Genomic DNA, 15,014 nt, shown 5'->3' with positions numbered 1-15,014 from the left:
CCCAACCTGTTGGAACCCCTATGAAAATCGCCCAAGAAATCCGCGCCGGCAACGTGATCATGCACGGCAAGGACCCCATGATCGTCCTGCGCACCGAGTACGCCCGCGGCGGCCGCGGCGCCGCCACCGTCCGCATGAAGCTCAAGGGCCTGCTGGGCAACATCGGCACCGAAGTCGTCTTCAAGGCCGACGACAAGATGGACCAGATCATCCTGGACAAGAAGGAGTGCACCTACTCCTACTTCGCCGACCCGATGTACGTCTGCATGGACACCGAGTACAACCAGTACGAAGTGGAAGCCGAGAACATGGGCGACGCCCTGAACTACCTCGAAGACGGCATGGCCGTTGAAGTGGTGTTCTACGAAGGCAAGGCCATCTCCGTTGAACTGCCCACCAGCATCGTGCGCGAGATCACCTGGACCGAACCCGCCGTCAAGGGCGACACGTCCGGCAAGGTGCTCAAGCCCGCCAAGATCGCCACCGGCTTCGAAGTGGCCGTGCCGCTGTTCGTGGAACAGGGCGACAAGATCGAAATCGACACCCGCACCGGCGAATACCGCAAGCGCGTCTGATCGCGCTCCCGCCCCACAGAAAGGCTCCCGCAAGGAGCCTTTTTTGTTGTTGCTACCCTTGCACCATGGACCTTCTCTCCCGCATCGCCGACGTCATCATCCCGGTCTTCCTGATCGTGGCCATCGGCTACGGCTATGCGCGCCGCAAGGTGCCGGACCTGTCCACCTTCAACCGCATCGCGCTGGACGTGCTGGCGCCCGTGCTGGTGTATTCGGCGCTGGCGGCCAAGGACTTCCGCCTGGCCGATCATGTGCCGCTGCTGATGGGTGGCACGGTGCTGATACTGGGCAGCGGCCTGCTGGCCTGGCCGCTGGCGCGCTGGTTCGGCGCGCAGCCGCGCACACTGGTGCCGGTGGTGATGTTCAACAACTGCGGCAACATGGGGTTACCGCTGGCCCTGCTGGCCTTCGGCCCGTCGCACTTTGGTGCAGCAGTCGCGCTGTTCTCGGTTAGCAACCTATTCCACTTTTCGATCGGCGCGCGCATCACCAGCGCCTCGGCCCGCACGCGCGACCTGCTGACCAGCCCGCTAATGGTCGCCACCGTGCTCGGATTCGCCAGTGCGCTCACCGACATCCGTCCGCCCGACGTGCTGCTGGGGGGCCTGAAGCTGCTGGGCGACGCGATGTTGCCCATGATGCTGTTCGCCCTGGGCGTGCGGCTGACCTCGCTCACCCGTTCCGGTCTGGCGCTGGGCCTGCTGGGTGCACTGGCCAGACCGCTGCTTGGGCTGGCCATCGGCATCCCTCTTGCTTGGGCCCTGGGACTGGAGGGCGCGGCGCGCGGACAGTTGCTGCTGTTTGCCGCCCTGCCCCCGGCCGTGATGCAGTTCATGCTGGCCGAGCGCTACCACCAGGAGCCCGACAAGGTCGCTGCCATGATCATGCTGGGCAACGCACTGGCGGTGGTGTTCGTGCCGCTGGCACTCGCCATCGGGCTGTGAGATCAGAATGTGACCCGCACCATAAGGAATCCGACATGGAACAGCACCAGTACCTGAACGAGCGCCGCATCGCCGACGCATGGGCCGACCTGCAGGCCCACGCCAACAGCGGCAACACCCTGCAGGCCGACGCCTACCGACTGGCCTTTGCCGACCCCGAGTTTCTGCTGCGCAGAGAGACGCGCGGCATCCGCTTCCAGCTCGAGCTGCTCAAGCCCGATCTGGCGCAACAGGATCTGGGCATCGAGAACACCATCGTGGTCTTCGGCAGCGCGCGTGTGCGCGAACCTGCTGAGGCCCAGGAACAGCTGGAATTCGCCGAGGCCAGCGGCGATGCACGCGCCATTGCCAAGGCACGCGCACTGCTGCGCAACGCCCACTTCTACGACCGGGCGCGCGAGTTCGCCCGCATCGTGGCGCGCTACAGCGCGCGCTGCCCGAAGGAAGACCAGCTGTTCATCTGCACCGGTGGCGGCCCCGGCATCATGGAAGCGGCCAACCGCGGCGCGCACGACGAGAACGCGCCCAATGTGGGTCTGAACATCGCGCTGCCGCACGAGCAATCGGGCAACCGCTTCATCTCACCCGAGCTGAGCTTCAAGTTCCACTACTTCGCGCTGCGCAAGATGCACTTCATGATGCGTGCGAAGGCGCTGGTGGCCTTCCCGGGCGGCTTCGGCACGCTCGACGAACTGTTTGAAGTCATCACCCTGGTGCAGTGCAAGAAAGCCAAGCCCGTACCCATCGTGCTGTTCGGCAGCGACTACTGGAAGCGCCTGATCCACTTCGACGTGCTGGTCGAAGAAGGAATGATCTCGCCCGAAGACGTTGATCTGTTCAAGCTGGTGGACGATCCGCAGGACGCCTGGAAGCACATCGTGCAGTTCTACGACCTGCCGAAGGTCTGAGCCCCTGCGGGCTCAGACCGCCGCTCATTCGCTCCAGCCCCCGCCGAGCGCTTTGTATAGCGCCACCTGGTTCTGCTGCTGCGCCAGCCGGATCTGTGCCAGCGCCTGCTGGGTGGCGAACAGCGAGCGCTGTGCGTCCAGCACATCGAGGTAGCTCGCCACGCCATTGCGGTAGCGCAGCTCGGCCAGACGGAATCGGTCGGTCTCGGCCTGGGCCTGAGCCTCCTGCGCCGAGAGCTGCTCGCCCAGCGTGGCGCGCCCTGCCAGCGCATCAGCCACCTCGCGGAACGCGGTCTGGATGGCTTTTTCATACTGGGCGATGGCGATGTCCCGGCCGACTTTTGCCGAGTCCAGGTTGGCCTGGTTGCGCCCCATGTCGAAGATCGGCAGCAGGGCCTGCGGCGCCAGCGAGAAGCCCCAGGACCCGTCCTTGAACAGACCCGAGAGCTCGTTGCTGACCGTGCCGACACTGGCCGTCAGCGAGATGCGCGGAAAGAAGGCGGCCCGTGCGGCCCCAATGTTGGCGTTGGCGGCGACCATCTGCTGCTCGGCCTGCCGGATGTCAGCGCGGCGGGTCAGCAGTTCCGACGGCAGGCCCTCAGGGACCGGCTGGAACGGCGCCACGTCGCCTGCGCCGGGCAGCAGGTTGGCTGGCACCTCCTGCCCCACCAGCAAGGTCAGGGCGTTCAGGTCCTGCGCGATGGTGCGGCGCTGTTGCGCCAGCGTGGCGCGCGCCGCCGCGGTCAGGGACTCCGCCTGGCGCAGGTCCAGCGCAGACGCCGCGCCGTTGTCAAAGCGCAGCTTCGTCAGCCGCAGCGAATCCTCGCGCGTGGCCAGGGTGCGCTGGGTCAGCGCCAGCAGGGCCTCGTCGGTCTGCAGGCCGAGCCAGCTGCTGGCCACCGAGGCCACCAGACTGGTCTGCACCGCGCGCTGCGCCTCCTCGCTCGCGAGGAACTGCGCGAGCGCGGCGTCCTTGAGGCTGGCCACGCGGCCAAAGAAGTCCAGCTCCCAGCTGGCCATGGCCAGGCCCGCGGTGTAGGTGCTGCTGATGTCGCCGCTGGCGGTGGGCTGGCGGTTGCCGGCCACAGAGGCGTTGACCGTGGGCACCTGGTCGGCGCGGCGCACCTGGTACTGCGCGCGCACCTGCTCGATGTTCAGCGTCGCCACCCGCAGGTCGCGGTTGTTCTTCAGGGCCAGCGCCACCAGCTCGCGCAGGCGGGCATCCGTGATGAAGCTCTCCCAGGCCTGCACCGGGCCGCTGGCGGTGACCGAGGCGGGCTGTCCGGGGAAGGTGGTCGGGACGGGCGCCACGGGACGCTCCAGCGTCGGCGTCATCGAGCAGCCGGCCATCAGGGCCGCTGCCGCCAGCGCGCCCAGGGAAAAGAAACGGGTGTCAGACATGGTGTACCCCATGGTGTTGGGCCTCGGCCTCGTGCAGGCGCTGCTGGCGCTCGCTGTCCTTGAAGAATGTGCGCACCAGCACGAAGAAGATCGGAACGAAGATCACGGCCAGCACGGTGCCGGTCAGCATGCCGCCGATCACGCCGGTGCCAATGGCGCGCTGACTGGCCGAGCCGGCCCCGCTGGCCAGGAACAGCGGCAGCACGCCCAGGGTGAAGGCCATCGAGGTCATCACGATCGGACGGAAGCGCATGTGCGCCGCCGCCAGCGCCGCCTGGATCACGTTGTGACCCTGGGCCTGCATGTCCTTGGCGAACTCGATGATCAGGATCGCATTCTTGGCCGACAGGCCGATGATCGTGATCAGGCCCACCTGGAAGTAGACGTCGTTGGCATAGCCGCGCAGCAACGTGGCCAGCAGCACGCCGAGCACGCCCAGTGGCACCACCAGGATCACGGCCATCGGAATCGACCAGCTTTCATACAACGCGGCCAAGCAGAGGAACACGGCCAGGATGGCGAAGGCGTAGAGGATCATGGCCTGCGAGCCAGCGAGCTTTTCCTCGCGCGACTGACCCGTCCATTCGAAGCCGAAGCCCTGTGGCAGTTTCGCCGCCAGCGCCTCCATCTCGGCCATGGCCTGGCCGGTGCTCACGCCCGGCGCGGCGCTGCCGCTGATGCGCATGGCCGGATAGCCGTTGTATCGCACGGTCTGCATCGGGCCGGTAATCCAGTGGGTGCTGGCAAAGGCCGACAGCGGCACCGCCTGCCCCTTGTTGTTGAGCACGTTGATGCGCAGCAGGTCTTCGGGCTGCATGCGGGCCGTGGCATCGGCCTGCACCACCACACGCTGCAGTCGCCCGGCGTTGGGGAAGTCGTTGACGTAACTGGAGCCCAGCGCAGTGCCGATGGCGGCGCTGACGCTGTCGAAGCCCACGCCCAGCGCATTGGCGCGGTCGCGGTCGATGTCGATCTGCAGCTGCGGCGCGTCTTCCAGACCGTCCGGCCGCACCTGGGTCAGCAGCTTGCTCTGCGAGGCCATGCCCAGCATCTGGTTGCGTGCGTTCAGCAGCGCCTCGCGGCCCAGACCTGCGCGGTCCTGCAGACGGAAGCTGAAGCCCGATGAGGACCCCAGTTCAGGAATCGGGGGCGGGCTCAGCGGGAAGACAAAGGCGTCGCGGATGCCCGAGAGTGCGCCGAATGCCCGGCCGGCGATGGACTGCGCGTCGCTGCCAGGCGCCGTGCGCTCGGCCCAGTCCTTGAGCGTCACGAAGGCGAGCGCTGCGTTCTGGCCCTGGCCCGAGAAGCTGAAACCCAGCACGCCGACCATGCCCTCCACTTCGGGCTGCTGCAGCATGAAGCCTTCAACCTGCTTCATCACCTCCAGCGTGCGCTCCTGCGTCGCGCCCGGTGGCAGCTGCACGTTGACCAGCAGGTTGCCCTGGTCCTCGCTGGGGAGGAACGAGCTGGGCAGGCGCTGGTAGATCACTGCCACCGCCGCCACGATGGCCACGTAGATGAGCATGGTGCGACCCGCGCGCGGCAGCAGGCGCGACACGCCAGCCTCGTAGCGCTTGGCGGTGCGCGAGAAGGTGCGGTTGAACCAGCCGAAGAAGCCCTTCTTCTCGTGGTGATGCCCGGCCTCGACCGGCTTGAGCAGCGTGGCGCACAGCGCGGGCGTCAGCGACAGCGCCATGAAAGCGGAGAAGGCGATGGACACGCCCATCACCGCCGCGAACTGGCGGTAGATGTTGCCCACCGAGCCGCTGAAGAAGGCCAGCGGCACGAACACCGAGATCAGCACCACGGTCACGCCGATGATGGCGCCCGAGATCTGGCCCATGGCCTTGCGCGTGGCTTCCAGCGGCGGCAGGCCTTCCTCGCTCATGATGCGCTCGACGTTCTCCACCACCACGATGGCGTCGTCCACCACGATGCCGATCACCAGCACCATGCCGAACATGGTCAGCACGTTGATCGAGAAGCCCATGGTCAGCAGCGCGGCGAAGGTGCCCAGCAGCGCCACCGGCACCACCACGGTGGGAATCAGCGTGTAGCGCCAGTTCTGCAGGAACACCAGCATCACCAGGAACACCAGAGCGACAGCCTCCAGAAGGGTCTTGGCCACTTCCTGGATGGAGATCTTCACGAACTTGGAGCTGTCGTAGGGGATCGTCCAGCTCATGCCCTTGGGGAAGAACTTCTCCAGTTCGGTCATGCGCGCACGCACCGCCTCTGCCGTTGCCAGCGCGTTGCCGCTGGGCGCCAGCTGCACACCAATGCCGGTGGAGGGCTTGCCGTTCAGGCGCGCCGAGGTGGCGTAGGCCTGGGCACCGAGTTCGATGCGGGCCACATCCTTCAGGCGCACGGTGGCGCCGTCGCTGCTGGCGCGCAGCACGATGTTGCCGAACTGCTCGACGCTGGCGAGCTGGCCGTTGACCACCACGGTGGCCGCGATGCTCTGGCCCGCCACGTTGGGCAGCGCACCGATTTCACCGGCGGACACCTGCGCGTTCTGTGCGCGGATGGCGTTGGTGACGTCGGCCGCGCTGAGGTTGAAGCCGAGCAGCTTGGCCGGGTCGATCCAGATTCGCATCGCGCGTTCGGTGCCGAACAGCTGGGCCTGGCCCACGCCGGGCAGACGCTGGATTTCCGGCACGACGCTGCGCGAGGCGTAGTCGCCCAGGGCCACCGGGTCCAGGGCGGGGTCATCGCTGGTCAGGATCGCGAACAGCAGGAAGTTGTTGCGCGACTTGTCCACGCGCACACCCTGCTGCGTCACGGCCGCCGGCAGGCGGGGCGTGGCGCGCGAAAGGCGGTTCTGCACGTCCACCTGCGCCAGGTCGGCGTTGGTGCCGGGCTCGAAGCTCAGCGTGATGCTGCCGGTGCCGTTGGCCTGGGCCACCGCTTCCATATAGATCAGGCCCGGAGAGCCGTTCATCTCCTGCTCGATGACGGACAGCACGCTGTCTTCCAGCGTCTTGGCCGATGCACCCGGGTAAGTGGCGTTGATGACGATAGACGGTGGCGCCACCGGCGGGTATTGCGCGATCGGCAGCTGGGTGATGGACACCGCGCCCGCCACCATGATGAAGAGCGCGATCACCCACGCGAAGATGGGGCGCTCGATGAAGAATTTCGCCATGTCGGGCGCTCCTTACTTGGCGGGTTCCGCAGCCGGTTTCTCTTCAGCAGCGGGTTTGGCAGCCGCTGCAGGAGCGGCCGGGGCTGCAGGCTGGCTGCCCGGCGGCGCCCACGGCACGGCCTTGACGGGAGTGCCCGGGGGCATCATCTGCAGCTTCTGGAAGCCGTCGACCATCACCTGCTCCCCGGCCTTCAGGCCATCGAGCACGACCCAGCGGCCGCCCTGTTGACCGCCCACCTTGACCGGGCGCTTCTCGATCTTGCCGTCTGCCCCCACCACCGACACCGTGTCGCCCTGCGCCGTGCGTGTCACCGCCTGTTGCGGCAGCGTGATGGCGTTGCTCGCCACAGCCTGCTCCAGCCGCACACGCACGTACAGCCCCGGCAGCAGCATGCCGCCCGGGTTGGGCACCTCGGCACGCAGCGTCACCTGACCGGTGGTGGCATCGACGGTCAGGTCGGAGAACAGCAGCTTGCCTGGCTTGGCGTGTTCGCTGCCGTCGTCGAGCACCACGCGGACCGCCGCAGCGCCCTCGCCGGCGCCCTTGAGCTGGCCGGCCTCCATCGCACGCTTCAGGCGCATGGCCTCGGAGGCCGACTGGGTGAAGTTGACGTACAGCGGATCGACTTGCTGGATCACGGCCAGCGCCGTCGCCTCGCCCTGGCCGACCAGAGCGCCTTCGGTCACCAGCGCGCGGCCGATGCGGCCCGAGATGGGGGCGGTCACGCTGGCGTAGTTGAGGTTGATGCCGGCTGTCTGCACGGCCGCCTTGGCGGCAGCCACATCGGCCTCGGCCGCCTTCTGGGCCGCGACGGCGTTGGTGTATTCCTGCTGGCTGATCGCGTTCTCGGCCACCAGCGGCTTGTAGCGTTCGGCCACCGCGGTGGTGCTGGCCAGGTTCGCCTGGGCGCGGGCCAGGCTGGCCTGTGCGCTTTGAAGGGTGGCCTGGTAGGGCGCGGCATCGATGCGGAACAGCGCCTGACCGGCCTTCACATCGCTGCCTTCCTTGAACAGGCGCTGCTGCAGGATGCCGGCCGCGCGAGCCCGCACCTGTGCCACGCGCGAAGCCTCCAGCCGGCCCGGCAGCTCGGTCTGCAGGCCAACATCACCCGGCTGCACCGTCACCACGCCCACTTCCGGCGCGGGCATGCCCCCGCCCGGTGCGCCGCCACCGGCGGGCGGTGCTTCGGCATTGCCGCAGGCGGCCAGCGCCGCCACCAGCGGCAGCAGCAGGAAGGTCTGGCGCAGACGCGCGCCGGAGAATGTGCGCGCCGCGGGCGGCGTCGGAGAAGCAGGGGATGAAGCGAGCATGAAGAACCTCATGGGCGACGAATGAAGACGGAACCTGGACGGACACGCCATCCTGCGCAAAGCGCATGCCAGCGTTACCGAAGGGGTCGAAGTATACATACAGACACGAATGTATGTATATTCGTGGGGTCTCTTTCTTTGTGAACACAGCCATGGTCCGCCGCACCAAAGCCGACGCCGAAGCCACCCGCACCGCCCTGCTCGATGCCGCGGAACAGCTGTTCCAGGCCAACGGGGTCTCTCGCACCTCGCTGCAGGAGATCGCGAGCGCAGCCGGCACCACGCGCGGCGCCATCTACTGGCACTTCAAGGACAAGGCGGACCTGTTCAACGCCATGATGGACCGGGTGACGCTGCCACTGGAACAGTCGACCTATGCCGCGCAGGCAGCGGAAGCCCCTTTGCATCAGATCCGGACATCGGTCCTGATCGCCCTGCACAAAACCGCCACCGACGAACAGGCCCGCCGCGTGTTTGAAATCGCCACCCAGCAGGTCGAGTACAACGGCGAGATGCTGGCCGTGCGCGAACGCAAGCTGCGCTGGCGCGACGAATACCTGAGTCATCTCATCCAGCAGTTCGATGCAGCCGCCGCCGACGCGGGCATCCGGCTGACCGTCCCCACCCGCAGTGCGGCCTTGGGCCTCAAGGCCATCCTCACCGGCCTGCTAGACAACTGGCTGCTGGATACCCGCGACTTCGACCTCGTCGAAGTCGGCACCCAGGTGATGGACAGCTACCTGGCGGGGCTGGGCTTCAGCGCCCTGGAGGCACCGAAGGCGGCAGCGCCTCGGGCTGCGGCGCGCGTGAAGGCAGCCGCAGATGCAAGGCCGCCTGCGCCAGCAAGTTCGCCGACACCGGCGCGGTCACGAACACGAACAGAGTGATCAGCAGCTCGGCGAGGCCGGGCCGACCCTGCGCCCAGCCCAGCAGCAGCGAGGCCAGCAGCACACCGCCCACGCCCAGGGTGGACGACTTGGTGGGCGCGTGCAGGCGCATGTAGAAGTCGGGCAGGCGCACCATGCCGATGGCGCCCACCAGCAGGAAGAAGGCGCCGGTCACGATCAGGATCGCAGCCGCCCATTCGATCAACGGATTCAGTTCCATCGTTTCACTCCACCACATCGCCGCGGCTGAGGTAACGCGCCAGCGCCACCGTGCCGACAAAACCCAGCAGCGCCACGATCAGCGCGGCCTCGAACAGCAACGGCGTCTGCCAGCGCAGGCCCAGCAGCACCACCAGTGCCACCAGACTCAGGTAGAGGGTGTCCAGTGCCAGCACACGGTCCGCGATGGTCGGGCCGCGCAGCAGGCGCCAGCCGCAGAGCAACAGGGTCAGGGTCACGGCGCCGATGCCCAGGGTCAGCGCGAGGTCCAGCACGTTCATGCGGCGCCCTCCCCGTCCAGCCGGAAGATGGTCATCAGCGGCGCCTCGTAGCGCGCCTTCATGTCGGCCACCATGCCGGGCGCGTCGTCGCAGTTCAGGGCGTGCACCCAGATGCAGTGAGCTGCCTCGTCCACCACGGCCGAGACCGTACCCGGCGTCATGGTGATGATGCTGGCGAACAGCGCATTGACGCGGTGGTGTTCGCTGGCCAGCGGCACCCGCAGCCAGGCCGGCTGCGGCCGGCTCATGGGACCGAGCACCAGTCTGGCCACGGTGATGTTGGACAGCACGATGTCCCACAGCACCACGCAGGTCAGGCGGATCGCGGCGCCCCAGCGGATCGGGCTGCCCGCGTGCAGCAGGCCGCGCAGCAGCCGCGGAACGATCAGCCCCAGCAGTGTGGCCGAGAGCAGGTGGACCGGCTCCAGGCTGCGCGAGAGTGCCAGCCAGCTGGCGGCCAGCAGCAGCGACAGCACCGGGTGGTCGAACCAGCCGCCACGGCGGTCGAGGGTGTCGGACTTCATGGCAGTTTCTCCTGGACAGGGGCGGCGCGCTGGCCGTCGTAGGGGCGCGTGCTGGGCGCTGCGTCCGCCCCGAGCACGGCGCGCCCGTAGTCAGCGTTGACCGACAGCTGCGACGCCGCAGCGTCGGCATAGCGTTTGACCGGTGCGGCCAGCACCGCCAGCGCCACCGTCAGCGCCATGAAGGCCCACACAGGCGCCCGCAGATTGGCACTGCCGCCTGGCGCGTTCTCATCCACCACCGGCTGCACGTGCCAGAACACGATGACACCAGCGCGCGCCAGGCCGACGATGGTGAGGAACCCCACCGCAAGCACCACGCTCCAGACCCAGGCCTGCGCCGCCAGGCCGCTGCTGGCCTGCAGCACCATGAGCTTGCCCAGGAAGCCCGGGAGCGGCGGCAGGCCGGCGGCCGAGGCGGCGCCGAACAGCAGCATCACGCCCAGCAGCACCGGCTCGCGCACCGCGTTCGCCGGCTGCAGCTTGTCCACGCACTCGCCGCGCTGCGCAGCGATGAGCTCGACCAGCAGGAACAGGCCCGCGATGACGATGGTGCTGTGCAGCGTGTAGTACAGCGCGGCCGAGAGCGTTTCGGGCGTGAACAGGCCGACGGCTGCCAGGATGGTACCCACCGAGGACACGGTGAGGTAGGCCACCAGCCGGCCCAGGCTGTGCGCCGCCAGCGCGCCCAACACACCCAGCGCGCTGGTGGCCAGCGCAAGGGGCAGCAGCCAGTCGGTCACCGCCTCGCCACCCAGCACCTGCCAGTGCACCCGCACGATGCTGTAGACACCCACCTTGGTCATGATGGCGAACAGCGCCGCCACCGGCGCGCTGGCCGCTGCGTAGGTGCCGGGCAGCCAGAAATACAGCGGCAGCATGGCGGCCTTGAGGCCGAACACCACCAGCAGCACCAGTGACGCGGCCTGCGCGAACACCCGCTGGTCGCCCTGCAGTTGGGCCACGCGCTGCGCCACGTCGGCCATGTTCAGGGTGCCGGTGGCCGCATAGACCAGCGACAGGCCGATCAGGAACAGGCCCGAGGCCACCAGGTTGAGCACCACATAGTGCACCCCCATGCGGAAGCGCTCGCGCCCCTGGCCGTGCACCAGCAGCACATACGACGCGATCAGCAGCACCTCGAAGAACACGAAGAGGTTGAACAGGTCGCCCGTGAGGAAGGCACCGCTCAGGCCCATCAACTGGAACTGGAAGATGGCGTGGAAGTAGCGGCCACGACAGTCCCAGCCACTCGCGGCGTACCAGAGCACCGGCAGTGCGACCAGGTAGGTCAGCAGCACCATCAGGGCCGAGAGGCGGTCCACCACCATCACGATGCCGAACGGCGCCGGCCACTCGCCCAGGCGGTAGACCAGAAGCTCGCCGCCCGCAGCATGCCGCACCAACCCGACCGCCATGAGCAGGCCGAGCGCGGTGGACAGCAGCGCAACGCGGCGGCGCCAGCGCAGCGGCGCGTCGTCGTGCGCCCCGCCCTGCCCGGCCATGCCGCCCGCATCGCCGATCAGCAGCAGCACCACCGCCGTCAGCATCGGCAGCACCACCGACAGCACTGGGGCGTGCTGCAGCCAGACGTCAAACAGCGAACCGATCATGCGCGCGGCCCTCCGGGCTCGTGACCGTCCACGTGGTCGCTGCCGCTTTCATGGCGGCTGCGCAACGCCAGTTCCACCACGAAGCCGGTGGTGGCAAAACCGATCACGATGGCGGTGAGCACCAGCGCCTGCGGCAGAGGATCGGCCACCGGGCCCTCACCCACCAGCACCGGGGCAGAGTTGGTCCACAGCCGGCCCATCAGGAAAATGAACACGTTGACCGCGTAGCCGAACAACGAAAGGCCGAGGACCACCGGGAAGCTGCGCCCGCGCAGCATGAGGTAGATGCCGGTGGCGGTGACCATGCCCACGCCGGTGGCAAGCAGAAATTCCATGCTCATGCAGTACTCCGTGTTGGGGTTGCAGACGGTGCCTCGCGCGAGGCCTGGCCCAGCACCGACAGCGTCAGCAGCGTGCTGCCGACGACCGTGAGGTAGACGCCCAGGTCAAAGATGGCGGCGGTGGCCAGCGGCAGTTCACCCAGCAGCGGCACGTGCGGGTGGCCATGGGCACTGGTCAGGAAAGGACGGCTGAGCGCAAAGGCGCCCACGCCGGTGAGGCCCGCGATACCCAGACCGCTGCCAATCCAGCGCACGAAACGGCGCCCGCCGCCCGCGCGCAGGAACTGCTCGGCCCGCGCCTGCCCCAGCGACATGAACTGCAGCACCAGCGCCACCGCGGTGATCAGCCCGGCGATGAAACCGCCGCCCGGCAGGTTGTGACCGCGCATGAAGATGTAGACGCTGAACACCAGCGCCAGCGGCAGCACCACCGACGCGGCCACGCGCAGCAGCAGCGGCTGTTGCGCAAAGGTCCAGGCGCGGCCCTCCGGGTCCAGGCCCGGACGGCGCGTGCGCAGACCGTCCATCAGCGCCAGCACGCCGATGGCTGCGATACCCAGCACGGTGATCTCGCCCATGGTGTCGTAGCCCCGGAAGTCCACCAGGATCACGTTGACCACGTTGGTACCGCCGCCCTTGGGCAGCGACTGCTCCAGGAAGTACCACGAGATCGAGTCCTGGTCGCGCGTGAGCACCAGCCAGGTGATCACCGACATGGCCGCGCCGCCCGCCAGCGCCAGCAGCGCGTGCAGGCCCTTGCGCAGCGCAGGCGTTTCCTTGGGGCTGGTCTGCGGCAACAGGGCCAGGCCCATGAGCAGCAGCACGGTGGAGACGATGTCCACCGAGAGCTGGGTCAGCGCCAGGTCGGGCGCCGAGAAGCCCAGGAAGGTCAGCGAGGCCGCCACGCCGACCACCCCCACCAGCACCACGGTCTGGAAGCGCTGGTGATGCGTGCGCACGATGGCCACGCAGGTGAGCAGCAGCAGGGCCCACATCGCCCAGGCCAGCGGCGTGGCGGGCATCTGTGGCCGGGAGCCAGTGCCGATGCCACTGCCGACCAAGGGCCAGGCGCCCAGCACCAGCGCCGTCAGCAACAGCCAGCCCACATAACGCTGCAGCGAACCGGTCTCCAGCCGCGCGGTGATGCGGCCTGAGAAGCCGAACAGGCGGTCAATCAGCCATTCGAAGGTGGCGCGGCCGGTGGCGGCACCGAACCAGTCTTCCGAGGCCATGCGGTGCAGGCGCTTGCCCTTGGCGAGCAAGAGGTACAGGCCGATGCCAACCACCAGCGCGATGGCGCTCATCAGCAGCGGCAGGTTGAAGCCGTGCCAGATGGCCAGGTGGTACTCCGGCAGTGGCTGCCCGGCCAGCGCGGTGGCGGCCACATGCACCAGTGGTCCGAAGGTGACGGCCGGCATCAGGCCGACCACGATGCACATCGTCACCAGCAGCATGGCGGGCAGCTTCATGCCCAGCGGCGGCTCGTGCGGGTGACCGTTGGGCACATCGCCCAGCTCGCCGTTGAAGTAGGTGTCGTGCACGAAGCGCAGCGAATAGGCCACGCTGAACACACCGGCCAGCGTCACCAGCACGGGCACCAGCCAGGCGTACATGCCGCTGGTGCCGACGACGGCTTCGGTGAAAAACATCTCCTTGGACAGGAAGCCGTTGGTCAGCGGCACGCCGGCCATGGACGCGGCCGCCACCATGGACAGCGTGGCTGTCCAGGGCATGAACTTCCACAGGCCGCCGAGCTGGCGCATGTCGCGCGAATGGGTCTCGTGGTCGACGATGCCGGCGATCATGAACAGCGAGGCCTTGAACGCCGCGTGGTTGAGCACGTGGAACACCGCCGCGACGGCGGCCAGCGGCGAGCCAAGGCCGATGAGGAACACCACCAGCCCCAGGTGGCTGACGGTGGAGTACGCCAGCAGGCCCTTGAGGTCGTGCTTGAAGATCGCGATGAAGGCCGCGAACAGCACCGTGGCCAGGCCGGCCGCACTCACGATGGCCTCGAAATGGCCGGTGCCAGCCAGCACCGGGTACAGGCGCATCAGCAGGAACACACCGGCCTTCACCATGGTGGCCGAGTGCAGGTAGGCCGAGACCGGCGTCGGCGCGGCCATGGCGTCGGGCAGCCAGAAATGGAACGGGAACTGCGCGCTCTTGGTGAAAGCGCCGAGCAGGATCAGCAACAGCGCGGGCACGAAGCGTGGGTCGGCCTGGATGGTGGCGACCTGGGCCGCCAGCGCGCTGATCTCGTAGGTGCCGGCGATCTGCCCGAGCAAGACGAAGCCACCCAGCATGGCCAGCCCCCCGCCACCAGTCACGGCCAGCGCCTGCCGCGCCCCGGCGCGCGCGTCGGCCCGATGGCTCCAGAAGCCGATCAGCAGGAAGGACGAAATGCTGGTCAGCTCCCAGAACACCACCAGCAGCAACAGGTTGTCCGACAGCACCACACCCAGCATGGCCGCCATGAACAGCATCATGAAACTGAAGAACTTGCCGGCCGAGTCCTCGGGTGCAAGGTAGTAGGCCGCGTACAGCACGATCAGCAGGCCGATGAACAGGATCAGCCCGGCGAACATCAGCGAGAGACCGTCGAGCCGGAAGCTCAGCTGCAGGCCGATCTCGGGCACCCATGGCCAGGCGTTCAGCACTGTCTGGCCGGCGAACACCGACGGGGCCTGCGTCAGCAGCAGCGCGAGCGCCGACGCAGTGACCAGGCCGGCGGCCACAGCGGTGAGGGGACGGGACTTTGAACCGAGCCAGGCGGTGGCCACGGTCCCGAACAGCAGAGGCAGTAGAACGATCAACAAGAGCACGGTGCTTCCTTCGGGTGAGCGGGCATTCTAGGGAACCGCAGGC

At 67.9% G+C, this 15,014-nt stretch carries 12 protein-coding genes and 1 pseudogene; 4 read left to right on the top strand and 9 right to left on the bottom strand.

Annotated elements, in window-relative coordinates; genetic code table 11:
- The first annotated feature begins 20 nt into the window (after positions 1-20).
- The 3 genes from efp (at position 21) to ACFOPI_RS07780 (ending at position 2,427) form a co-directional block, all read left to right on the top strand.
- Positions 21-575, top strand: coding sequence for an elongation factor P (gene efp / locus ACFOPI_RS07790; RefSeq protein WP_066158929.1), 555 nt, complete (start codon positions 21-23; stop codon positions 573-575).
- Positions 576-640: 65 nt separating this feature from the next.
- On the top strand, positions 641-1,519 hold the full coding sequence (locus tag ACFOPI_RS07785) for an AEC family transporter (protein ID WP_382172682.1): 879 nt from the start codon (positions 641-643) through the stop codon (positions 1,517-1,519).
- A 35-nt stretch (positions 1,520-1,554) separates the two neighbouring features.
- Positions 1,555-2,427, top strand: a complete 873-nt coding sequence (locus tag ACFOPI_RS07780; protein WP_382172680.1) for an LOG family protein — start codon at positions 1,555-1,557, stop codon at positions 2,425-2,427.
- A 24-nt stretch (positions 2,428-2,451) separates the two neighbouring features.
- Here the strand turns inward: ACFOPI_RS07780 and ACFOPI_RS07775 are convergent, their stop codons facing one another.
- The 3 genes from ACFOPI_RS07775 to ACFOPI_RS07765 are packed head-to-tail and all read right to left on the bottom strand — an operon-like array spanning position 2,452 to position 8,284.
- Positions 2,452-3,828 (bottom strand): efflux transporter outer membrane subunit, encoded by a 1,377-nt coding sequence (locus ACFOPI_RS07775; RefSeq protein ID WP_382172678.1) that lies wholly within the window; start codon positions 3,826-3,828, stop codon positions 2,452-2,454.
- Positions 3,821-6,973: an efflux RND transporter permease subunit gene (locus ACFOPI_RS07770; RefSeq protein ID WP_382172676.1), complete on the bottom strand. Its 3,153-nt coding sequence runs from the start codon at positions 6,971-6,973 to the stop codon at positions 3,821-3,823. The genes ACFOPI_RS07775 and ACFOPI_RS07770 overlap by 8 nt, the downstream gene beginning before the upstream one ends.
- 12 nt (positions 6,974-6,985) lie before the next feature.
- Entirely contained in the window at positions 6,986-8,284 is a 1,299-nt protein-coding gene (locus tag ACFOPI_RS07765) for an efflux RND transporter periplasmic adaptor subunit (RefSeq protein WP_382172674.1), read from the bottom strand.
- A 152-nt stretch (positions 8,285-8,436) separates the two neighbouring features.
- Between ACFOPI_RS07765 and ACFOPI_RS07760 the strand changes: the two genes are divergently transcribed.
- Positions 8,437-9,171 carry a TetR family transcriptional regulator gene (locus ACFOPI_RS07760; protein WP_382172672.1) on the top strand — a complete coding sequence of 245 codons (735 nt, stop codon included), beginning with the start codon at positions 8,437-8,439 and terminating at the stop codon, positions 9,169-9,171.
- Here ACFOPI_RS07760 and mnhG read toward each other — a convergent pair.
- The 6 genes and pseudogenes from mnhG to ACFOPI_RS07730 form a co-directional block, all read right to left on the bottom strand.
- Positions 9,146-9,391, bottom strand: a pseudogene (mnhG, locus tag ACFOPI_RS07755) (monovalent cation/H(+) antiporter subunit G); the annotation flags it as partial. The gene ACFOPI_RS07760 and the pseudogene mnhG overlap by 26 nt on opposite strands.
- Positions 9,392-9,395: 4 nt before the next feature.
- Positions 9,396-9,671 (bottom strand): K+/H+ antiporter subunit F, encoded by a 276-nt coding sequence (locus ACFOPI_RS07750; RefSeq protein ID WP_382172670.1) that lies wholly within the window; start codon positions 9,669-9,671, stop codon positions 9,396-9,398.
- Positions 9,668-10,195, bottom strand: a complete 528-nt coding sequence (locus ACFOPI_RS07745; protein WP_382172668.1) for a Na+/H+ antiporter subunit E — start codon at positions 10,193-10,195, stop codon at positions 9,668-9,670. Before ACFOPI_RS07745 ends, ACFOPI_RS07750 begins: the two co-directional genes overlap by 4 nt.
- Positions 10,192-11,805: a monovalent cation/H+ antiporter subunit D gene (locus ACFOPI_RS07740; RefSeq protein ID WP_382172666.1), complete on the bottom strand. Its 1,614-nt coding sequence runs from the start codon at positions 11,803-11,805 to the stop codon at positions 10,192-10,194. Before ACFOPI_RS07740 ends, ACFOPI_RS07745 begins: the two co-directional genes overlap by 4 nt.
- Positions 11,802-12,140: a Na+/H+ antiporter subunit C gene (locus tag ACFOPI_RS07735; protein ID WP_218008631.1), complete on the bottom strand. Its 339-nt coding sequence runs from the start codon at positions 12,138-12,140 to the stop codon at positions 11,802-11,804. Before ACFOPI_RS07735 ends, ACFOPI_RS07740 begins: the two co-directional genes overlap by 4 nt.
- A gap of 2 nt (positions 12,141-12,142) precedes the next feature.
- Positions 12,143-14,971: a monovalent cation/H+ antiporter subunit A gene (locus ACFOPI_RS07730; RefSeq protein ID WP_382172664.1), complete on the bottom strand. Its 2,829-nt coding sequence runs from the start codon at positions 14,969-14,971 to the stop codon at positions 12,143-12,145.
- Between the last annotated feature and the right edge of the window lie 43 nt (positions 14,972-15,014).

This window comes from Hydrogenophaga luteola (assembly GCF_042648585.1).
Lineage (GTDB): Bacteria > Pseudomonadota > Gammaproteobacteria > Burkholderiales > Burkholderiaceae_C > Hydrogenophaga > Hydrogenophaga luteola.
The sequence above is the reverse complement of the archived record's forward strand: the minus strand, read 5'-3'. Positions and strand labels throughout refer to the sequence as shown.